The sequence below is a fragment of the Micromonospora sp. NPDC049274 genome (assembly GCF_040678875.1).
Lineage (GTDB): Bacteria > Actinomycetota > Actinomycetes > Mycobacteriales > Micromonosporaceae > Micromonospora.
Genome location: NZ_JBFAQS010000009.1, coordinates 1 through 20,958, shown reverse-complemented (window position 1 = coordinate 20,958; position 20,958 = coordinate 1). Strand labels below are relative to the sequence as shown.

The following is a 20,958-nucleotide window of genomic DNA, read 5'->3' as shown; positions in this document are numbered from 1 at the left end:
TTGGCGCACAGGACGGGGGACGGACGTGGCGGGCGATCATCGGCTGGACATCCGCGACGACCGGGTCGCCGCCTTCTGCGCGGAACGGCACCTGGCGACGCTTACCACCCTGCGTGCCGACGGCACCCCGCACGTGGTGCCGGTCGGGGTCACCCTCGACGCGGCTGCCGGGTTGGCCCGGGTGATCACCTCCGGCACGTCCCGCAAGGCGCGACAGGTGGCCGCCGCCGGCGACACGGGCACTCCGGTGGCCGTCTGCCACGTGGACGGCCGCCGTTGGTTGACGATCGAGGGCCGAGCGGTGCTCCGGTCGGATCAAGCCTCCGTCGCGGAGGCGGAGCGCCGCTACGCCGAGCGGTACCGGACACCGCGCCCGAATCCGGAGCGCGTGGTCATCGAGATCACCGTGACCGGGCTGCTGGGAAGTCTCTGACCTGACGTCCGTTACGTGGCCGTCCGACCGCTTCGGCGTCGGAGCCCACACCTGCGGAATCCCGCACCGCCGGCAGCCGTTACACCTGGCTACGACGCCCGGAACGGCAGCCGGCGGCGGAATGCCGCCCGGAGCAGGGCCGTTACGTCCCCGGTACGCACGGCCGAGACCGCCACGGAGGCGGCACCCCCGAACGGAGACTCGACCATGAACCCGATCGTGCAGAAGAGTGGCCTGTCCGTCGTCGGCCTGCTGGTCGCGGGCGGTTGCGCCCTCGGCCCCGCCGTCGCCGCGCAGGCGGCCCCCGCGCAGGCCGCCCCGTCCTCGTCGAGCCAGAGCAACCGCAGCGCCGAACGGATCCTCGACGTCGACTACCAGGCCCAGCCGAACTTCTTCTACTGCGGCCCGGCCGCGACCCGGATCGCGCTCTCCGCGCAGGGCAAGGCGCTGTCCCAGGACGAGGTGGCCAAGCGGCTCGCCACCACCGAGGCGGGCACACCGTCGGCCCTGGACACCACACGCGTGCTCAACGAGCTGACCGGCGGTCGCTACCGGACCACCGAGATCCGTGACTCGGTGGCCCGCCCGGACCAGGTCGAGCAGCTGCGCCGGGACGTGCTGGCCGCGATCGACGCCGGCCGTCCGGTGGTGGCCAACATCAAGGGCACGACAGTGGACACCGACGGCAACCCGCACTCGTACGAGGGCGGCCACTACCTGACGCTCGTTGGCTACCGCGACGGTGGGGACACCATCCGCGTCGCCGACCCGGCCGACCCCGCGCTGGGCGAGTACTGGATGAGCCTGCCGAAGGTCGCCAACTGGATTGCCGAGCGCGGCTACTCCTCCTGATCCGACGGTTTCACCGGGCCGGTCTCCCCCGCGCGGGGAGGCCGGCCCTGTCGCTGTCGCGCCGACGGGAGGCGAGGTGCGCTCGCCGACGTGCCCGGGCGGCCCGAGTCGGCCGGACGCGGTGCAGATGGCGTCGGATCGGTGGGTTGATGGCCGCCTCGCCGGCGCCGGCCGCCCTGCGCACGATCCGGTTGGCGTCGTCCGGTTCACAGCCGGCCGCCCGGAGCAGGTCGCTGGCAGCGGTACGCAGGCCGGTGACGAGCGCGTCGCCGAACGATTTGACCCCGAGCGCGGCGGATCGCCCGGCCAGCTCGGCGCACTCCTCGACCACCTTCCGGGTGCACAACGGTGTATCGCCGACCCGGCACTCCCTCCGCATCTCCTCCACCGCCTGTCCCAGCCGGGCGATCGCGTCCGGCAGCTCCGACGGGATCGGCTCGTCGTACTGCAGGGCGGTCGTCGACCAGCGGGCCAGCGCGCGGGTGTCCAGCAGCAGCCGCTCCAGGTGTGACGCGCTGCGGGCGTACTCGTGGAACTGTTGGCGGCGGTGCCAGCGCGCCGGGGCGATGGTGACCACCTCCTCCGCCCCACTCAGCGAGTCGTTCAGGCGTCCCACGTCGCCCTCGGTGCCGCGAAGCCGCTCCAGGACACCCTTCGTCCGTTCGACGTCGCGCTCGCGTACCGCCTGTGCCAGCTCGGCGAGCTGCTCGCGCAGGACCGCGAAGATCGGCGCGGCGGCGCGGTCCAGCACGCGCATCGGGTTGACCGGCACCAGCAGCGCCACGACCAGGAGACCTACCGCGCCGCCGACGACCGCGTCGACGATCCTCGGCAGTTCCAGGCCACGCTCCATCGGTGCCAGCGTGGCGATCAGTACGGCGGTACCGCCGGCCTGGCCGACAAGCGGGCCGCCCTTGCCGGCCACCAGGAGGGCGCTGGCGATGGCCAGGGCGACGACCACGCCTGTCTGCCACGGCCCGGAGCCGATGAGGAAGCGCAACGTGTCGCCGATGACGATGCCCAGGCCGACGCCGAACAGCAGCTCGAAGGTGCGTCGGGCCCGCTGGCCGATGGCGGTGGCGATCGTACCGACGGCGGCGGCGGGAGCGAAGACGTGCGCCCCGGGGCCGAGGAAATGCTGCGCGATCAGGCCGGCGAGCGCCGCGGCCAGCCCGGCCTGGACGGCGATCACCAGGGTGACCTCCAGCTGCCGGACCCGGATCCGGCTGGCCTGCCCGCCGCGGTGCCACACCCGATCCACCGTCCGGCCGCTGCGCTCGGCGGCCTCGCCGAGCGTCGACCGGTTCCGGTCGGCTGGTGGGTGGTCGTCGGCCATGGCGGCGGTTACCCCGGGGCCGACGGGCCAATCGTGCTCCTCCGTCCCGCGCGTCCCACGAACACCGTCAGCACCATCCGTCAGCCCGACCACGGACGACGGTCCTTCCGCCAAATCCATCGGCGACCGTGGGTTTGCCCGAACGCTGCGGGGTACCAGGGGCCACACACCTACCGACCGCAACCGGCAAGGGGCCCAGATGACCAATCCACAGACCACCGGCGACCAGGACGTCGTCGACATCCTCGTCGCCGATCACCGCGAGGTCGAGACCCTCTTCGTCGAACTGGAGACGCGGCAGGGCACTCCCGAGCACCGCCGCCAGCTCGCCGACGTCGTGATCGCCGAGTTGGTCCGTCACGCGGTGGCCGAGGAGGCGTACGTCTATCCGACGGCTCGCAAGGCGCTGCCCGACGGCGACCAACTCGCCGATCACGAGATCGAGGAACACTCCGACGCCGAACGGACCATGAAGGACCTGGAGTCGGTCGAGGCGTCCGACCCCCGCTTCGACGAGCTGCTCGCCCACCTGACCAGCACCATCCGCCACCACGTGCAGGACGAGGAGAGCGACCTCTTCCCCCGGCTGCGCGCCGCCACCGCCCGGGAGGAGCTGGTCGAGCTGGCCGGCAAGGTCACGGCGTTCAAGAAGGTGGCACCGACCCGGCCGCACCCGAGCGCGCCGGACCACCCGCCGGCGAACAAGCTGCTCGCCCCCGGCACCGGGATGATCGACCGGCTGCGTGACGCACTGAGTGGCCGACCGACCTCGGTGGACGAGCTACGCGAGAAGCAGCAGCACTGACCGACGTACCGTCCGACAGAGACAATCCCGGGCCGCCGAATCCTCGGCGGCCCGGGACATGTCCGATCCGTCAGCGGACCTGGTCACCCTCACCGGTACGCGCCTGCGCCTGATCCACGCCCTTGTCGATCTGGTCGTCGTACTTGCCGCCCGTGCGCTTGTCGGCCATGTCGCCGGCCTTCTCCATACCCTGATCGACCTGCTTGTCGTGCTTGTCCGCGACGTCCTTGGCCTTGTCCATGAAGTCACCCACGGCGCTCCTCCTCAGCTCGTTTTCCTTCGCGTTCCCTGGGCCGGTCAGCGCAAACGCCGACGGTCCGGACGTGGATGGCGAAGGCCCGGCCGACCGGCCCACCTCGGCGTACGATCCGCGCGGGCGGCACGCCCAGGGCCGTGGAGGACACATCCGTTCCTCCGACGGTCAGCCCAGCGCTGGCGCGATTCGGGTGTCGGCGCAGCGCCGGCCGGGTACCGACCTCGCCGAGATCGAGGAGGGCCGACATGACGGCAGACGAACCCGGGGCGGACGCCGCGCCGACAAGCGGCACCGCGTCCACAAGCGGCGCGGCGTCCACGACCGGCACCGCGCCGGCGACCGGCACCACTCCCACGCCCGGCACCGCGGCGACCGGCGAGACCGGGGCACGCCAGGCGTGGGCGGCCCTGCCCTGGCTGGTCCGGACCGCGGTGCTGTGGAGCGCCTGCCTGGTGGTGATCATCGCCGGGCTCTACCTGCTGGGTCAGATCGCCGTCCTGCTGGCCCCGCTGGCCATCGCCCTGGCCGCCACCATCTTCCTCACCGCGCTGCTCGATCCGGTGCTGCTCCGGCTACGCCGCCTGCGCCTGCCCGCGGCACTGGCGGCGCTGCTCACCGTCCTGCTGCTGCTCGGCATCCTGGTGGGGGTGGGCGCGCTGGTGTGGAATCTGACGGCCAGCCAGTTCGACCAGCTCAGCCAGGAACTGACCCAGGGGTTGGACCGCAGCCGAGAATTCGTCACGTCCACCCTGCCGGTCAGCGACGCCCAGCTCGACAAGCTGATCGACCAGGCTCGGGAAGGGCTCAGTGGCAGCTCTCCGGACCCGGTGGCGGGTGCCCGAACGGCCAGCGAGGTCGTCGGCTCCGCGCTGCTTGCCCTGGTGCTGCTCTTCTTCCTGCTCAAGGACGGCCGGTCGATGTGGCACTGGACGCTGTCCCGGATGACCGGCCCGAACCGACAGGTGGCCGCCGAGGCCGGCCGGGCCGGCTGGCAGACGTTGGGCGCGTACAGCCGGGGGACCATGCTGATCGCGGCGATCGACGCGATCGGCATCGGCCTGGCGTTGGTGCTGCTGGGGGTGCCGCTGGCCCTGCCCCTGGCGCTGATCACCTTCCTCGGCGGCTTCATACCGATCATCGGGGCCACGGTGGCCGGCGCGGTCGCTGTGCTGGTGGCGCTGGCAGCCAACGGGCCGACGACAGCTCTGCTCACCCTCGCCGCGGTGGTCGCCGTGCAGCAGATCGAGGGCAACCTGCTGGAACCGTTGGTCATGAAGCGTCAGGTACGGCTGCACCCGGCCGTGATCCTGGTGGCGGTCACCGCCGGCACCCTGATCGCGGGCATCGCCGGTGCCTTCGTCAGCGTCCCGATCACCGCCGTCCTCTGGCGGATCATCGACACCGTGCAGCGTCGCCGCTCCAGCGCGGAGGCGGCGGCACACTCCTGAGGCGGCACGCCGCGTCGCTCACGAGCGGCGCGGCGCAGCCGTCGTCCGGGCGAGATGGGTGGTGAACCAGGTGCCGGCATGGTCGGCGACCTGGTCGAGCGCGCCGGGCTCCTCGAAGAGATGGGTGGCTCCCGGCACCACCCAGAGCTCGCCGATCTCCCCCAACTCGGTGCGCGCCCGCTCGTTGATCGTGATCACTTCCTCGTCCAGGCCGCCGACCAGCAGCAACGTCGGGGTACGCACCTGAGCCAGCGCCGCGCCGGCCAGGTCGGGTCGGCCGCCCCGGGACACCACCGCGCCCACCCGGTCGGCGCGGGACGCGGCCGCGACCAGCGCGGCGGCGGCACCCGTGCTGGCACCGAAGAGACCGATAGGCACGTCACCGGCGGGGCGCTCGGCCGCCAACCAGTCGACGATCCCGGCCAGCCGACTGGCCAACAACCCGATGTCGAACCGCAGTTCGGCGGTACGCGCGTCCACCTCGTCCTCGGCCGGGGTGAGCAGATCCACCAGCACTGTCGCGAGGCCGCGGTCGTTCAGTGCCCGGGCCACCGCGACGTTGCGCGGGCTGTGCCGCGAGCTACCGCTGCCGTGCGCGAACAGCACCACGCCGACCGGCTGGGCGGGCAGCAGCAGATCAGCGGGAAGCTGGGCGTCCCGGACCGGGATGGTCATCGTGCTGCGTTGCTCAGCCATGCCGCACCTCCACGTGCTTGCCTTCCGCCCGCTTACCCCGCCCGCCGCGCCACACGCGCCCACGTCACCCGCCGCGTCGGGCGGCCCCGATCGCGCACGTCCAGGCACGGCGTTTGCCGGGTGGTCCGCCGGGTACGCGACGAGGAGACCGCAGACCGTGTAGGCGCAGCCGCGCCCCGACGGATCGCGAGGATCACGATGGCCAAGCAGCAGATTTCCCGGCAGCAGCAGATGACCGAGCGCGCCCAGCGTGAACAGGACGCCGAGCGCAACCAGGACTTCGGGGACCAGGCCGCTTCGGCCCGGCTGCCCGACGACCCCAAGGCGGCAGCGCCCCGGGACGCGATCGGACGCCCGTCGACAGGCGAGCCGATCTGACGTACGCCTGTGACGGCCGGGGCGGGAGCACTCCCGCCCCGGCCGTCACTGGTCGTGCTCGGGCAAGCGGAGCAGCGGCGACCGGCCCGGCGGCTGCTCCGGCGCCGGACCCGAGGGCTCGGCCGGCGGGACCGGCACGGTCACCGGCTCGTCGCAGGTGACCCGCAGGATCTGGTCGTGGTGACGCAGCTCCACCACGTCGTCCGGGCCACCGTGGCGCAGCGAGTACGTCGTCTGGTGGGGTCGGACGTCCACCCGCAGCGCCAGCCCGCGCCACTGCAGCGAGAACTCCAGTCGACTGAGCCGGCTGGAGAGCCGGGGTGCGAAGGACAGCTCGCCGTCGTGATCGCGCAGGCCGCCGAAGCCGCTGACCAGGGCTAGCCACGCGCCGGCCAGCGAGGCCATGTGCACGCCGTCACGGGTGTTCTCGTTGAGGTCGTGCAGGTCCATCAGCGCGGCCTCGCGCAGGTAGATGTGCGCCAGGTCGGGATGGCCCACCTCGGCGGCGAGCACCGACTGGGTGCAGGCCGACAGTGACGAGTCCCGCACCGTCCGTCGCTCGTAGTAGAGGAAGTTGCGTACCTTCTGCTCGGGGGTGAAGGCGTCCCCCCGCCAGTGCATCGCCAGGACCAGGTCGGCCTGCTTGACGACCTGCTTGCGGTACAGCTCGAAGTACGGGTAGTGCAGCAGCAGCGGATACTTCTCGGTGGGCGTGTGCGGGAAGTCCCACTCCTGGAGCCGGGTGAACCCCTCCACCTGCTGGTGCACTTCCAGCTCGTCGTCGTACGGCACGTGCATCGAGTTGGCCGCGTCGCGCCAGCTCGCCGCCTCCTCGTCGGTGACCCCGAGATGGAACGCCTCGTCCCGGTAGCGCATCACCACCTCGGCGGCGGTGAGCAGGTTCCGCTGTGCCATCAGGTTGGTGTAGATGTTGTCGTTCTTCACCGCGGTGTACTCGTCGGGGCCGGTGACCCCGTCGATGTGGAAGCGGCCGTGCCGGTCGTGGTGCCCGATCGAGCGCCACAGCCGGGCGGTCTCCACCAGCAGGTCCAGCCCGATCTCCCGCTCCATGGCGGTGTCCCCGGTGACCAGCACGTACCGGCGTACCGCGTCGGCGATGTCTGCGGCGATGTGGAACGCCGCCGTGCCGGCCGGCCAGTATCCGGAGGACTCCGGCCCCTCGATGGTCCGCCACGGGAAGGCGGCGCCCTTGAGGTTGAGGGTCTCGGCCCGCTCCCGTGCCAGCTCCAGGGTGCTGTGCCGCCACTGCAGGGCGCTGCGCACCGCGCTGGGCTGGGTGTACGTGAGCACGGGCAGGACGAACATCTCGGTGTCCCAGAAGGCGTGCCCGTCGTAGCCGGGGCCCGTCAACCCCTTCGCCGAGATCGGCCGCTGCTCGGCCCGGGCGCCGGCCTGGAGTACGTGGAACAGACCGAACCGCACGGCCTGCTGGATCTCCGGATCGCCCTCGACCAGCACGTCGGCGGCGTCCCAGAACTCGTCGAGGTAGTTGCGCTGCTCCCGGTGCAGCCCGTCCCAGCCGTCGAGGCGGGCACCGGCCAGCGCGGCGCCGACCTGGTCGCGGAGCGCGGGCAGCGAGCGGCGACTGGACCAGCCGTACGTCAGGTACTTGACCACCCGCAGCTTCTCGCCGGGCTTGAGCACGCAGCCGATGGTGGTGCGGACCCAGTCCTCGTACCCCTCGGACTCGATGGTGGTGTGGTCCGGGCCGTGCACCTCGTGTTCCATCGCGGCGGCCACCCGCAGCCCGGAGACCTTGGTGCGGTGGATGAGCTGCCCGCCGTCCGGGGTGGTCAGCTCCTCCTCGGCCTGCAACGGCGACTCCAGCACGGCCGCGACCCGGGGGTCCTTGCTCTGCGCCGGCAGCGACTCGTTGGCCACCAGCTCGGACTGGACGATCAGCCGCAGCGGGCGGTCGACGGCCTCCACCTCGTAGCTGATCGCGGCGACCGAGCGCTGGGTGAACGACACGAGCCGGGTGCTGCGGACCTTGACCTCGCGGCCGGCCGGCGAGCGCCAGTGCAGCTCCCGGTGCAGGGTGCCGGCGCGCATGTCGAGGACCCGCTCGTGGGACAGCAGCTCGCCGTAGCGGACGTCGAGAGGCTCGTCGTCGACGAGCAGCCTGATCAGCTTGCCGTTGGTGACGTTGACGATGGTCTGCCCGGACTCGGGGAAGCCGTAGCCGGCCTCCGCGTACGGCAGCGGACGGAGCTCGTAAAACGAGTTGAGGTACGTGCCGGGTAGGCCGTGCGGTTCGCCCTCGTCGAGGTTTCCGCGCAGCCCGACGTGCCCGTTGGAGAGCGCGAAGACCGACTCCGACTGGGCCAGCACGTCCATGTCCAGGCGGGTCTCCCGGATGTGCCACGGCTCGACGGGATAGGCCCGTTCCCGGATCATGCGCCGCCCCGCTCACCTGTCGACGTCTGGCCGGCCGTGCGCGGCACCCCTGCGGCGGCGTCGCCCGCGTCGAGCAGGTCGGCGAGGTCCTTGACGACGATGTCGGCGCCGTGCGCGAGCAGTTCGTCGGCCTGTCCCACCCGGTCGACACCGATCACGTACCCGAAGCCGCCGGCGCGGCCGGCCGCCACCCCGGAGAGCGCGTCCTCGAAGACGGCGGCCTGGGTGGGGTCCACGCCGAGGATCCTGGCCCCGGCCAGGAAGGTGTCGGGTTGCGGCTTGCCGCGCAGCTTCTGTTCCCGGGCGACGAGTCCGTCGACCCGCGCCTCCAGCAGAGCTTCCAGCCCGGCAGCGGCGACCACCTCGCGCCCGTTGGCGCTCGCGGTGACCACCGCCCGGCGCAGCCCGGCAGCCGTCGCCGCCTCCAGGTAGCGCACCGAGCCCGGGTAGACCTCGACACCGGAGGTGCGCAGCTGTTCCAGCAGGAGGACGTTTTTGCGGTTGCCGACGCCGTTGACGGTGTCGGCGTCGGGCGGGTCGTCCGGGCTGCCCTCGGGAAGCACGATGCCCCGGGAGGCGAGGAACGACCGGACGCCGTCGGCGCGGGGCCGGCCGTCGACGTAGCGGTTGTAGTCGGGGCCGGGGTCGAACGGCTGGAAGGGTTCTCCGGTCGCCGTGGCGCGCTGCCGCAGGAAATCGTCGAACGTCTTCGTCCAGGCGGCGTTGTGCACCCGGGCGGTCTGCGTCAGCACACCGTCCAGATCGAAGAGACAGGCGGTCACATGAGCAGGTAGGCCCAGCACGGTACGAATCTAACCACCCGGCCGGGCCCGCAAACCCGTTTTGGACGCCCGTGGCACGGCTCAGTTCGGTCGCAGCGTCCAGACCACCGTCATCGCCGACGTGGGCGTGCCGTCCTCGGTGGCGATCTCCACCTCGACACCGAACTCGGGCCGCCTACCGGATTCCAGCTCGGCGATCACCTCGGGAGCCGGCCGAACGAGCCGCGCGGTGGCCAGCACCGGTCCCCGGGCCAGCTTGCGGTAGGCGATCTCGGCTCGGACGGCGAGCGGCACGGCCCGGTCGAGCAGCTGCCCGAAGGCGGCCAGCACGACCGTGCCGGAGGCCGTCTCGCCGAGCGTGAACATCGCCCCGGCGTGCGGGCCCCCGACGTGGTTGTGGGTGGCCGGCGTGTCGGGGAGCCGGACGACGGCCCGCACCCCGCCGTCCGCCTCCGGGGCCACCTCGACGAATTCGATGCCGAGCGTACGAGCGAACGGCACCGCTTCCAGGATGCCGGCCGCCACCTGGCGTGAGTCGATGGTCATGGCCCGACGTTACTTCTCGGTAATGAGGGCGGCAACCAGGGTTTTCCCAGTTACGAGGCGGGTCAGAGGTTGGCGATCGTACGCAGGATCTCCGCGTAGAAGTTGCCGTCGATGCTGCGGAAGAGGGAAAAGTCCTTGTCCGGGTCGCCGAAGAACGGCCGCAGCGTCCACGCCAACTGGGTGCCGACGAAGCCGAAGAGCAGGATCCAGATGTAGAGCAGCGTCATGCTGGCCGGCCGCTGGGTCGGCTCACCGCGCCGAACCTGCGGGCTGCCCCACGGGCGCTGCGCCGGCTGGTAGCCGGGCGGGAACGACGCGCCGGCCGGCTGACCGCTCCACTGCGTCGGAACCTGCGCCGGGGCCGGTGCAGTCGTCGCGTCGGGCGCGGCCCCGTTCGCGGTCGAGGCGGCAGCCGCTCCGGCCGGTACGGCGACCGGCTCGGCAGCCGCACCGGCGACCCCCGCCGATTCGGCGGGCACCGCGACCGGCACGGCACCGGCGGGCACCGTGGCAGGTACGGCAATGGCAGGCACGGCGGCGGGGACGTTGCTCGTCGCCGGGGCGAGCAGGCCGTGGTCGTTGAGCACCTGCATCCCGCCGGTCAGGAACCGCAGCCCGACCAGTGCCGACAGCGTCAGGATCGCGACGTTGAGCAGCTTGAAGAAGCCGTAGTCGGGCGCGGTGATCAGGAAGAAGAGGCTGATCGGCGCGAACGCCACCGCGAGCATCGAGGTGACCGTGATCGCGACCATCACCAGCGCCAGCGACTGGCGCACCGACAGCCGGGCACCGAACACCAGGTTGAACAGGTACAGCGTGGGCAGGCAGATGGCCAGCGTGACCAGGAACAGCAGGGGCAGCTTCAGCGCGGACGTGAGCGCCATCAACGGGCTGTGGAACGCCCCGAGCACCGCCCCGTAGCAGGCGAGCGCGACGGCGGAGCTGGCCAGCATCCGCCCCGTCAGGGCGTTGAGGTCGCCCTCGGCCACGATCTGCTGCCAGATGCCCTGCCGGTCGCGCAGGATGCGCTCGATGACGAGCGGACTGGGACGGTCACCCGACACGGGTGCACCCCTCTCGATATGTCACATACGGGATCAGGTGGGCAGACGGTAGGGCACTGGACGGACATCCCGCCACCCCGCTGCGGCGTGGCGTCAGCGCCAACCCACGTCGATCCGGGCGCCGCGCTCGTCGAAGAAGTGCAGCGCGTCCATCCGTACCGACACGGCGAGCGGGTGACCTGCGGTGACCGCCGGGTACGGCGCCAGCCGCACCGCCAGCTCAGCCGGGCGACGGTGGTGCCGGCCCGGATCGGGGAGGACGCTTGTCTGCCCGGAACCGTTCGGGACGTCCTCGGGCTCCACCGGCTTGCCGGTGAGCCGCTGCATCACCGCACCGAAACGGCGCAGGCCTCGCTGGCCCACAGGCGGCGGGTCCAGTGGGGCGCCCATCTCGTCGACCATGATCGCGGTCGCCCCGATGTCGAGGAACGCCAGCGACTCGTGCCCGTGGTGCTCGAGGTAGCGGATACGGCCGCGCAGCACGTCACCCGGGCTGTCCGGGGCGACCGGGGTGAGCGCCTCGGCCCGCATCCCGACCACGATCCGCTCACCGTGGTAGTGCGCGACCGCCCGGCTACGGATGTCGTTCCACGGCAGGTAGAGCGACTGGTCACCGAGGTTGAGCGTGACGTACCTGTCGAGGTGGACGTAGACCGACGCCTCCAGCAGGTTCATCCGAGGGCTGCCCAGGAAGGCGGCGACGTAGAGCGTCGCCGGGCGGCCGTACACCTGGGTGGGTGTGCCCACGTCCTGGAGCACGCCGCGGCGCATGATGGCCACCCGGTCGGCCATGGTCAGCGCCTCGGCCTGGTCGTGGGTGACGTAGACGGTGGTGACGCCTAGCTCCCGGGTCAGCCCGGAGATCTCCGCGCGCAGCTCGGCGCGGAGCCCACTGTCCAGGTTCGACAGGGGCTCGTCCATCAGGAACAGCCCGGGTCGTCGGACGATTGCGCGGCCCATCGCGACCCGCTGCCGCTGGCCGCCGGAGAGCTGCCCCGGCTTGCGGGCGAGCACGTCGCTGATGCCCAGGGCGCTGGCGACGTCGGTGACCCGCTCACCGCGCGGCTCCGGTTCCACGCCGGCCAGCCGCAGCGGAAAGGCGATGTTGTCGCCGACGGTCATGTGCGGATAGAGCGCGAAGTCCTGGAAGACCATGGCGATCTTGCGGTCGCGTGGCGGCAGGTCGTTCGCCAGCTCTCCGTCCAGCAGCACGGCGCCCGTCGTCGGGTCCTCCAAACCGGCGATCATGCGCAGCACTGTGGACTTGCCGCAGCCGGATGGCCCCAGCAACACCATGAACTCGCCGTCGTTCACATCCAGATTTATGCTGTCGACGGCCAACGTGCCGTCCTTGAAAATCTTGCTCACATCTTTGAGCGCGACGGTGCTCACCGTCACCTCCCCCAGGTCGTCGGCCGAACCCCCAGAAGACTGTGACTAGGATCATTGGTTTCGCACATCGGGTAAACGTCTCATGTTCGGCCCATGACACCCCAATTACGCGGTACGAGTGCCGAGGCGATCAGCAGCCCGTCGACGGTTCTGTCTGCTCGCCCAGGAACACCCGACGTACCACCCGCTCGGCCGCCCGCCCGTCGTCCAGGCCGCAGAACCGGCCCCGAAAGTGTTGGCGGGCCTTCTGCGCGGCGTCCGAGCGCACCGCGTCCGTGCGAAACAGGTCGAGCAGGTCGGCGAACGTGGTGGCCACGGCCCCCGGTGGCTCCGCGGTGACGTCGAAGTAGACACCCCGGGCCAGGCGGTACGCCTCCCAGTCCGGCGCGTAGAGCACGATCGGCCGGTCCAGCACGGCGAAGTCGAACATCGCCGACGAGTAGTCGGTGACCAGCACGTCGGCCACCAGGTACAGATCCTCCACCCGCTGGTAGCCGCTGACGTCGCGTACCCGCTGGACATGCAGCGGTCGGCCGGGCCGCCGCTCCCGGTCGTGGAAGTAGTGGCTGCGCATCAGCAGCCGCCCCGAGTCGCCGAGCGCGGCCACGAACCGGTCCGGATCGAAGGGCGGCCGGTAGCCGGGCAGGTGCTCCCGGTGGGTCGGGGCGTACAGCACCACCTGCTCGTCGGGCCCGAGGCCGAACTCAGCCCGCAGCCGGCGTACCTCGTCCGGGTTGGCCGTCACCAGCCGGTCGTTGCGCGGATAGCCCACCTCCAGCGTCGTGTAGGTCGCCGGATAGGCCCGGTCCCACATCTGGGTGGAGAAGCTGTTGGCGCTGACGCTGTAGTCCCAGCGGTCCACCCGGCGCAGCAGACCGGCGAAGTCCATCCGGCCCGCGCCGATCGGGTAGCGCTGCTGGTCCAGACCCATCACCTTCACCGGCGTGCCGTGGTGGGTCTGCACGTGCACCTGCTCCGGGCGCTTGCGCACGAAGTCGGGGTAGTTCACGTTGTTGACCAACCACCGGGCCCGCGCGAGGACCCGGTAGTACGCCGGGGTGCCGGCGACCACGTACTCCACCCCGGCCGGGACGGCGTCCACCCGGTCGCGGCGCACGATCCACACGCCCCGCACCTCCGGGGCCAGCCGGCGGGCCGCCTCGTAGATCGCCGCCGGGTTGCACGAGTACCCGCGGTACCAGTAGGCCGCGTACACCGCGAGCGTCGGGTCCACCGGCCGGCGCAGCTCCGCCCGGTAGTACTCGCGCAGCAGCCCGTCGCGGGTCAGCCGCGCGCCGCGCCGGGCCGCCGGCCCGACCCGACGTCGGGCGGTACGTGCCTGCCTGCGGGCCGTGTCACGGGCCCGGCTGGCGGCCCGCAACGCGCTGAACGTCCGCCACCGGCCGGTCGCCACCAGCCGGTGCTTGACCCCATCGACACCCTCCGGCACGGGATATCCGCCGTCCGGCAGCCACCGCGCGTAGTCGGCGGTGATCTGCGCGAAGAACGCCTGCCGCAGTTCCGGGGCGATCCGCTGACCGTTGCCGAGCACCGTCAGGTAGTGCCAGATCATCCGTTCGAAGACCGCCGGCCGCAGCGCGTCCACAGCCGGTGACCAGGCGTCCATCAGGTGGAAGACGCGATGCCACTGCGGGAACACCTCGAAGTGCCGGTCCCCGCGGGTCTTCGTGATCGCGCCCGTGCGGCGCTGCCGGTAGTTGACGCAGACCCGATCCAGTACGCCGATCCGCTGCGCCGCCATCAGCACCGGGTAGCTGAACGACACGTCCTCGTACCAGCCGTCCGAGAAGCGCAACCCCAGCTCGACCAGGAACTCCCGGCGGACCAGCCGGTTCCAGGCGGTGTGCAGCAGCCGCATCGCCTCCGGCCGGTCCCGCAGCCGGAAGGTGGCCGCACCTGGCGACTCCGGGAACACCTCGGCCATCGCGCTGCGGGTGGCGGTGTCGTTCCAGTGCGTCCGCACGTGGTCCACCAGCAGCACGTCCGGCCGAGTCGCGCGCAGCCGCTCGGCCACCTTCGGCAGGCAGTCCGGCGCCAGCCAGTCGTCCCCGTCGAGAAACCACACGTACTCGCCGACGGCCTGGTCCAGCCCGATGTTGCGGGCTGGACCGAGGCCGACGTTCTCCGACAGTCGGACCGACCGGACCCGCTGGTCGCGGGCCGCGTACTCGTCGATGATCTCGCCGCTGGCGTCCGGCGAGCAGTCGTCGACGGCGATCACCTCGAGGTCGGTCTCGGGCTGGCCGAGGATCGAGTCCAGGCATTCGCGCAGGTATCCCTGCACCCGGAAGGCCGGCACCACGAAACTGAGCAGGGTCATCCGGCCGTCCCTCCGTCAGCGCGGTGCGACACCTCCCGCGCCCACCGGCGCGGCCGACGCCCGCGCGCTACGGGCCGGCCGGACGAACCAGGCCAGGACGGCGCTCGCCACGAAAACCACGAGAAGGTACGCACCGAGTGTAGCCATACCGATACTCACGGTCCCGGCAATCGCCGCGAGGGCCAGGAGCGTGGACCGTCCGTCCCAGCCCAGCGTCGCGGCGTGCAGCGGTGGCGCCGTCTGCCGCTTCTCCAGCCGGGCGGTCAGGTCGTAGTGCTGCACGGTGAGCACGAAGACGTAGCCGAAGATCAGCCACCCCGGCGCGCCGCCGACCACCCCGACCGCGATCGCGAACAGGTACTCGGCGGCCCGCAGCGCCGCCGGGACCAACCAGTCCAGCGGGCCGTTGTGTGCGGCGCCGGCACCGAGGCCACCGGCCAGCAGCACCAGCAACGCCACCGGCACCGCCCAGCGCAGCCCGTCCGACGCGTCACCGACCAGGGCCGCGACCAGCAGCACCGCCGGGCCGAGCGCGGCGAGCACCGCCAGGGCGAGCGGTCCCGTCGGGCGGACCACCGGCAGCCGGCGGGCCAACGGGCCGTCGTCGCGGTGCAGGGTCGCGTCGACCGTGTCCAGCACCGGCACCCGCATCCAGCGGGCCCGCAGCGTACGCAGCGCACCGGTGTACGCGAACGCCAACGCCCCCCAGACCAGCACCGCGATGAGGCTGACCAGCGGGTTGAACAGCGCCACGGTCAGCGCGATCAGCGCCCACCGCTCACCGATCGGGAACACCACGGTCCGCTTCAGCCAGTACGACAGCGACCCCGTGTCCGCCTGCACCCGCGTCGAGGCGGCGTTCAGCCGGTCACCGATCCCGCCGCCGGCACTCCCAGCCGCCCGGGGCCGGCGTGCCGCCTCGTCGTGCAGCACCCCGTACCAGGTGTCGGTCATGTGCCGGACGGTCTGCAACGTCATCGCGGCGATCGCCAACGCCCAGCCGTTGCCCAGCCCGGCGTGACTCACGCCGAAGCCGAGGCCGGCGTAGACCAGGTACTCCTTCGCCCGGTCGGCCATCGTGTCCAGCCAGCCGCCCCAGGCGCTGAAGTGCCGGGTGTAGCGGGCCAACTGGCCGTCGACACAGTCCAGCACGAAGCCGAGGTAGAGCAGCACCGCGCCACCGACCAGCGCCGGCCGTCCGCCGACCCCGAACAGCACCGCGGCGGCCAGCGCGAACAGCACCGAGATCACCGTGACCCCGGTCGGGGTGAGCCGCAGCCGGGCCGCCAGCCGCACGACGTACGGGGACCAGGTGCTGACGAAGTACGTGGAGAAGAAGTCGTCCTTCTCCTTCACCGACAGCCGCAGCTCGGCGCGGTCCTCGTCGACAGCCGTCACCGCCGCCTCGGCGGCGACCAGCCCGGCGCCGTCCTCGACCCGGTGCGCCACGAGCAGACGTACCCGCTGGGCGAAGATCAGGGTGCCGTGCGCCGCGAGACCCGCGACGAGCCGGTCCACGGCGGACCCGGGGCCGTCGTGTCCGGCTCCCTCGGCGGCCGGCAGCGGCGACACGTCGCCGGCCGGGCCGAGCGGAGCGGGAACGGGTCGCGCGCCGACAGCGGCGGCCCGCGCGGCGGCGGCCAGGGTCGGCAGGTCGTGGACGCCGACGCGCAACGCGCCACCGAACACGCCTGTGGCGTCGCCGTCGAGGGCGTCCAGCGGGCCGGCGTCGACGATCTGGCCGCGCTCCTCGCGCACGGCCGTCCGTCCGGGCACCGGCGCGTCGGTCAGCACCAGCGCCACCGTCGGCCCCACCGGGCTGGTGGCGAGGTGCCGCAGTACGGCGGTGTGCGCCACCAGGTCGGTGCCACTGATCAGCAGCGGACCGTCGGCGGCGTCGGCAAGCGCGGCCAACTCGTCGAGGGTGGCGGCGAAGCGCACCTCGGTCGCCCCGGCCCGGCGCAGCTGGGTCGCGAGACGGTCGGCAAGCGGCTCACCGGACGCGGTGGTCAGGCCCGCCGCGGACGTCCCGGCGGCGAGCACGATCGCGAGCGTCACCGCGGAACCGCGGCGTGGTACGCGTCGAGCGCCTCGGCGATGGTGCCGTCGAGCGTCAACCGGCCCGCGTCGAGGTACAACCCTCGTCGGCAGAACCGGGTCAGGTCCTTTTCGTTGTGTGACACCAGCACCAGCGTGCGCCCCTCTCCGAGCAGACGATCAATCGTCGCGTAACACTTCTCGCGGAACTCCGCGTCCCCGACCGCGGTCACCTCGTCCATCAGCAGGATCGGGTGCGGCAGGTGCGAGATGATCGCGAAGCCGAGCCGCACCTTCATTCCCGACGAGAAGTGCCGCACCGAGGTGTCGATGGCCCGTTCCACCTGCTCACCGGCGAATTCGACGATCTCGTCGAAGTGCCGCTTCAGGTAGCTCGCCGACAGCCCGTGCAGCCCACCGACCAGGTGCAGGTTCTCCCGCCCGGTCAGCTCGTTGGAGAAGCCGGCGGACAACTCCAGCAGCGGCGCCACCGCCCCGTGCACCCGGATGTCACCCTCGTCGGGGATGAGCACCCCGGCGATCAGCCGCAACAGGGTGCTCTTGCCGGTGCCGTTGCGGCCGATCACCCCGACGGTATCGCCCGGCTCGACGGCGAACGACACGTCGCGCAACGGCCAGAACTGGCCCGGCAGGGCACCGCGCCCGCCCCGGTGGATGAACAGCTCCCGCAGCCGCAGTTGGCGGCGACGGTTGCGGACGAACCGGATGCCCAGGCCATCCGCCTCGATGATCGGCGCGGCCACGTCAGAGTTCCTTGAGCACGGCGGGCTCCAACCGGCGAAACGACCACCAGCCGGCGGCCAGCACCAGCAGGCTGCCGCCGACAGTGGTGGCGAGCAGCCGGGCGTCCGGGAACTCGTCCGGGTACCAGATCGCGTGGTGCAGCTGGAAGATCCCGACCAGCGGGTTCAGCTCGTACACCACCTTCAGCCAGCCCGGCAGGTTGGATTCCCGGACCAGGCTGAGCGGATAGATGATCGGCGTGGCGTAGAACAGCACCCGGATGATCAGCCGCAGAAACCGCTCCACGTCGCGCATGAGCACGTTCCACGCCGACAGCAGCAGGGCCAGCCCGACCAGCAGCACCGCCTGCACCGTCACCGCGAGCGGCAGGGCGAGCAGCGACCAGCCGGGATGGATCCGGCCATGCGCCGCGTAGATGACCGCGATGGCGATCAGGATCGGCAGGCCGGCCGCGTACTCGGCGAACCGGCCGGTGACCCGCCCGATCGGAAAGACCTGCCGTGGCACGTTCATCGTGGTGATCAACCGGGACTGGCCGGTCAACGCGTTGGTGGCCTCACTCAACGCCGAACTGGCCCACATCCAGGCGAAGATCCCGGTGATCAGGAACAGCGGGTACGACTCGGTCGCATCGCCGAGGTGCCGCCCGGTGTCCCGGGAGTAGAGCACGCCGAAGATGAACCAGTAGATGGCGCCCATGCCGAGGGGCTCGATCAGCGACCAGAAGTAGCCCAGCACCGACTGCTGGTACTTCACCGCCAGATCCCGCCGGACCAGGATGCGCAGCGAGTTGCGGTGCGACCACAGGGCCGCGACGCCAGAGGTCACCGCGAGCCTCCCGCCTCCTGAAACGGACGACAGGCTAGCAGTCGGTGAATGAATGCCCCGAATCGACCGGACTCAGCACTCGATCACGTTGACGGCCAGACCGCCGCGCGCCGTCTCCTTGTACTTGACCTTCATGTCGGCGCCCGTCTCCCGCATCGTCTTGATGACCTTGTCCAGCGACACCTTGTGCACACCGTCGCCGCGCAGGGCCAGCCGGGCCGCCGTGATCGCCTTGATGCTAGCCACCGCGTTCCGCTCGATGCAGGGGATCTGCACCAGGCCACCCACCGGGTCACAGGTCAGGCCGAGGTTGTGCTCCATCCCGATCTCGGCGGCGTTCTCCACCTGCTCCGGGGTGCCACCGAGCGCCTCGGCCAGACCCGCCGCCGCCATCGAGCACGCCGAGCCGACCTCACCCTGGCAGCCGACCTCCGCGCCGGAGATCGACGCGTTCTCCTTGAACAGCACGCCGATCGCGCCGGCCGTCAACAGGAACCGCACCACGCCGTCGTCGTCGGCGTTCTCGACGAAGCGGCTGTAGTAGTGCAGCACCGCCGGGATGATCCCCGCCGCGCCGTTCGTCGGCGCGGTCACCACCCGCCCGCCGGCCGCGTTCTCCTCGTTCACCGCGAGCGCGAACAGCGTCACCCAGTCCATCACGTGCAGCGGGTCCGCCGTCGGGGCCTCCGCCTCCAGGCCGCGCCGCAGCTCCGCCGCGCGCCGCCGGACCTTCAAACCCCCAGGGAGTACGCCGTCCCGCTCGCAGCCGCGCTGCACGCACTCCCGCATCACCCGCCAGATCTCCAGCAGGCCCGCCCGGATCTCCGCCTCGCTGCGCCACGAGCGCTCGTTGGCCAGCATCACCTCGCTGATCGACAGCCCGGTGCGGCTGGTGACCTCCAGCAGCTGCGCCCCGGTCAGGAACGGATACCGCACCCGCGTGCTGTCCGGCTTGATGCGGTCCGCACCCGCCGCCGCCTCGTCCACCACGAAGCCACCGCCGACGGAGTAGTAGCTCCGCGCCCTGACCTGCGCCCCGGCCGCGTCGAAGGCCACGAACGTCATCCCGTTCGGGTGGTACGGCAGCGACCGGCGGCGGTGCAGCGTCAGGTCCCGGTCCGGATCGAAGTCGATCTCGTGCGCGTCCAGCAGGCTGATCCGCCGCTCGGCGCGGATCCGCTCGACGCGAGGACCGACGGTGTCGGTGTCGACCGTCTCCGGCGCCTCGCCGGCCAGCCCCAGCAGCACCGCCCGGTCGCTGCCGTGCCCGTGCCCGGTGGCGCCCAGCGAACCGAACAGCTCGGCCTGCACCCGCGCCGTCTCGGTGAGCAGCCCGTCGGCCTTGAGCCCGGCCACGAACGTACGGGCGGCCCGCATCGGCCCGACCGTGTGCGAGCTGGACGGCCCGATGCCGACGCTGAAGAGGTCGAAAACACTGATCATGGCTGCGCTTCCTCGGCGTCGTCCCGTCGTACGGGAGCCGCCCGGTCGTGGCCGCCGGTCCGGCAGCCCCGCTCGTGGCCGCCCGGTCGGGTGGCCGCCGGCCACCCGGGATGTGGGTGCCCGACCAGCGAGCCTACCCGCCCAGCTCACCACCCTCCCGGCAGCTCACCGCCGCCAGATCGCCGGACGGGTGCGGGAGGAGTTGGGGAGGGTTGGCCCGGGTAATGCACCTACGGGTCCACGGACCGCCGATCCTCCTCGGGACCGAGGGCGGGATGGCCACCCCTTCGTACCGTGGATCGCAGACGCGGCGCACCGCCGCAGAGTGGGAGTACGACGATGAGTCGCAAACTGGTTCGGCCCCGCCAGGGGCGCATGCTCGCCGGTGTCTGCGCCGGCCTCGGCCAGCGGTTCGGCATGTCCGCCGGGATGGTTCGACTGCTGTTCCTGCTGTCGCTGCTGCTGCCCGGCACCCAGGTGATCGTCTATCTGATCCTCTGGGTCCTCATGCCGAACGAAGACCGCTACCTCGCCTCCACCGGCCACTGACCGCAGCCAGATGCCCTTGAGCTAGCCGCCCGGAGGGCCACCGCACGGGTGCCGATGGTGGCCCTCCTCCTGGCACCGCCGCCCAACATCCGAGAGCCACCCACCGCTCGCACGGACCTCCCCCCGGAGGCACCCTGGTCCGCGCACCCACCCGCGCGGCCCGTGCGCAGAGCCCCCGCTGCCCGTGCGCAGAGGCCCCGCAGCCCACACCGGCAGAGGCTGATGTGCACGGGCGCGGGCCGCCGGCCCGGGTATGCCGACACGGCCTGCGGGAGCGGGTATGCCGGCACGACTGCACGGACGGGTATGCCGGCACGGGCTGCGGGGGCGCGCGGCCGGGGTGCCGAGGCGAGCCCCTGAACAGCCCCGCCGCACTTCACGCCTCGCACGAAACCACACCGGCCTCGCACCGCACGCCCAATTGCCCGAATTATCGGATTAACAAAGCCGCGGCGATCGCAGCCCGAACAGATCTTGGACAGTTTCCGTTAACTGGGCGGGCTCAACCGGTGGTTGCAACACCCTTCCGTTTTCTTCGTTGGGGTGGTTATGGCGTCGAGGTTGAGCCCGCTGGAGCGGGAACAGATCG

19 protein-coding genes are annotated in these 20,958 nt (G+C 71.7%); 6 read left to right on the top strand and 13 right to left on the bottom strand.

Annotated features, from left to right (window positions below; translation table 11 throughout):
• Positions 1 to 25 precede the first annotated feature (25 nt).
• On the top strand, positions 26 to 433 hold the full coding sequence (locus AB0K10_RS18220) for a TIGR03618 family F420-dependent PPOX class oxidoreductase (protein ID WP_363684808.1): 408 nt from the start codon (positions 26 to 28) through the stop codon (positions 431 to 433).
• Between the two features lie 207 nt (positions 434 to 640).
• Positions 641 to 1,285 (top strand): C39 family peptidase, encoded by a 645-nt coding sequence (locus AB0K10_RS18215; protein WP_363684806.1) that lies wholly within the window; start codon positions 641 to 643, stop codon positions 1,283 to 1,285.
• A 10-nt stretch (positions 1,286 to 1,295) separates the two neighbouring features.
• Here the strand turns inward: AB0K10_RS18215 and AB0K10_RS18210 are convergent, their stop codons facing one another.
• The gene (locus tag AB0K10_RS18210) at positions 1,296 to 2,621 is read right to left on the bottom strand and encodes an FUSC family protein (protein ID WP_363684804.1); all 1,326 of its coding nucleotides are present in this window, start codon (positions 2,619 to 2,621) and stop codon (positions 1,296 to 1,298) included.
• Positions 2,622 to 2,820: 199 nt separating this feature from the next.
• Between AB0K10_RS18210 and AB0K10_RS18205 the strand changes: the two genes are divergently transcribed.
• Positions 2,821 to 3,426, top strand: a complete 606-nt coding sequence (locus AB0K10_RS18205) for a hemerythrin domain-containing protein (RefSeq protein ID WP_363684802.1) — start codon at positions 2,821 to 2,823, stop codon at positions 3,424 to 3,426.
• A 70-nt stretch (positions 3,427 to 3,496) separates the two neighbouring features.
• On the opposite strand, the gene AB0K10_RS18200 is transcribed toward AB0K10_RS18205, so the two are convergent.
• A complete protein-coding gene (locus AB0K10_RS18200; RefSeq protein WP_007454882.1) occupies positions 3,497 to 3,679 on the bottom strand; it encodes an antitoxin in 183 nt (60 codons plus the stop codon).
• Between the two features lie 248 nt (positions 3,680 to 3,927).
• On the opposite strand from AB0K10_RS18200, the gene AB0K10_RS18195 reads away from it, so the two are divergent.
• The gene (locus tag AB0K10_RS18195; RefSeq protein WP_363684800.1) at positions 3,928 to 5,130 is read left to right on the top strand and encodes an AI-2E family transporter; all 1,203 of its coding nucleotides are present in this window, start codon (positions 3,928 to 3,930) and stop codon (positions 5,128 to 5,130) included.
• 18 nt (positions 5,131 to 5,148) lie between these two features.
• Here the strand turns inward: AB0K10_RS18195 and AB0K10_RS18190 are convergent, their stop codons facing one another.
• Positions 5,149 to 5,826 carry an alpha/beta fold hydrolase gene (locus tag AB0K10_RS18190; RefSeq protein ID WP_363684798.1) on the bottom strand — a complete coding sequence of 226 codons (678 nt, stop codon included), beginning with the start codon at positions 5,824 to 5,826 and terminating at the stop codon, positions 5,149 to 5,151.
• A 198-nt stretch (positions 5,827 to 6,024) separates the two neighbouring features.
• Between AB0K10_RS18190 and AB0K10_RS18185 the strand changes: the two genes are divergently transcribed.
• Positions 6,025 to 6,204, top strand: a complete 180-nt coding sequence (locus AB0K10_RS18185; protein ID WP_358096282.1) for a hypothetical protein — start codon at positions 6,025 to 6,027, stop codon at positions 6,202 to 6,204.
• A gap of 45 nt (positions 6,205 to 6,249) precedes the next feature.
• Here the strand turns inward: AB0K10_RS18185 and AB0K10_RS18180 are convergent, their stop codons facing one another.
• From AB0K10_RS18180 to AB0K10_RS18135, 10 genes are all read right to left on the bottom strand, one after another.
• Positions 6,250 to 8,622, bottom strand: a complete 2,373-nt coding sequence (locus AB0K10_RS18180) for a glycoside hydrolase family 65 protein (protein ID WP_363684796.1) — start codon at positions 8,620 to 8,622, stop codon at positions 6,250 to 6,252.
• Positions 8,619 to 9,425 (bottom strand): beta-phosphoglucomutase family hydrolase, encoded by an 807-nt coding sequence (locus AB0K10_RS18175; RefSeq protein ID WP_363684794.1) that lies wholly within the window; start codon positions 9,423 to 9,425, stop codon positions 8,619 to 8,621. The genes AB0K10_RS18180 and AB0K10_RS18175 overlap by 4 nt, the downstream gene beginning before the upstream one ends.
• 60 nt (positions 9,426 to 9,485) lie before the next feature.
• A complete protein-coding gene (locus tag AB0K10_RS18170; protein WP_363684792.1) occupies positions 9,486 to 9,950 on the bottom strand; it encodes a DUF4442 domain-containing protein in 465 nt (154 codons plus the stop codon).
• Between the two features lie 62 nt (positions 9,951 to 10,012).
• Positions 10,013 to 11,014, bottom strand: a complete 1,002-nt coding sequence (locus AB0K10_RS18165) for a hypothetical protein (RefSeq protein ID WP_363684790.1) — start codon at positions 11,012 to 11,014, stop codon at positions 10,013 to 10,015.
• 93 nt (positions 11,015 to 11,107) lie between these two features.
• Complete coding sequence (locus tag AB0K10_RS18160) at positions 11,108 to 12,406, bottom strand: ABC transporter ATP-binding protein (protein ID WP_363684788.1); 1,299 nt, start codon at positions 12,404 to 12,406, stop codon at positions 11,108 to 11,110.
• Between the two features lie 130 nt (positions 12,407 to 12,536).
• A complete protein-coding gene (locus AB0K10_RS18155; protein ID WP_363684786.1) occupies positions 12,537 to 14,747 on the bottom strand; it encodes a bifunctional glycosyltransferase family 2 protein/CDP-glycerol:glycerophosphate glycerophosphotransferase in 2,211 nt (736 codons plus the stop codon).
• A 15-nt stretch (positions 14,748 to 14,762) separates the two neighbouring features.
• On the bottom strand, positions 14,763 to 16,760 hold the full coding sequence (locus AB0K10_RS18150; RefSeq protein ID WP_363685285.1) for a DUF5941 domain-containing protein: 1,998 nt from the start codon (positions 16,758 to 16,760) through the stop codon (positions 14,763 to 14,765).
• A 41-nt stretch (positions 16,761 to 16,801) separates the two neighbouring features.
• Complete coding sequence (locus tag AB0K10_RS18145) at positions 16,802 to 17,548, bottom strand: ABC transporter ATP-binding protein (RefSeq protein WP_363684784.1); 747 nt, start codon at positions 17,546 to 17,548, stop codon at positions 16,802 to 16,804.
• A 1-nt stretch (position 17,549) separates the two neighbouring features.
• Positions 17,550 to 18,377 carry an ABC transporter permease gene (locus AB0K10_RS18140; RefSeq protein ID WP_363684782.1) on the bottom strand — a complete coding sequence of 276 codons (828 nt, stop codon included), beginning with the start codon at positions 18,375 to 18,377 and terminating at the stop codon, positions 17,550 to 17,552.
• 72 nt (positions 18,378 to 18,449) lie between these two features.
• Complete coding sequence (locus AB0K10_RS18135; protein ID WP_363684781.1) at positions 18,450 to 19,820, bottom strand: L-serine ammonia-lyase; 1,371 nt, start codon at positions 19,818 to 19,820, stop codon at positions 18,450 to 18,452.
• Positions 19,821 to 20,159: 339 nt separating this feature from the next.
• On the opposite strand from AB0K10_RS18135, the gene AB0K10_RS18130 reads away from it, so the two are divergent.
• Positions 20,160 to 20,369: a PspC domain-containing protein gene (locus AB0K10_RS18130; RefSeq protein WP_234589045.1), complete on the top strand. Its 210-nt coding sequence runs from the start codon at positions 20,160 to 20,162 to the stop codon at positions 20,367 to 20,369.
• Positions 20,370 to 20,958 lie beyond the last annotated feature (589 nt).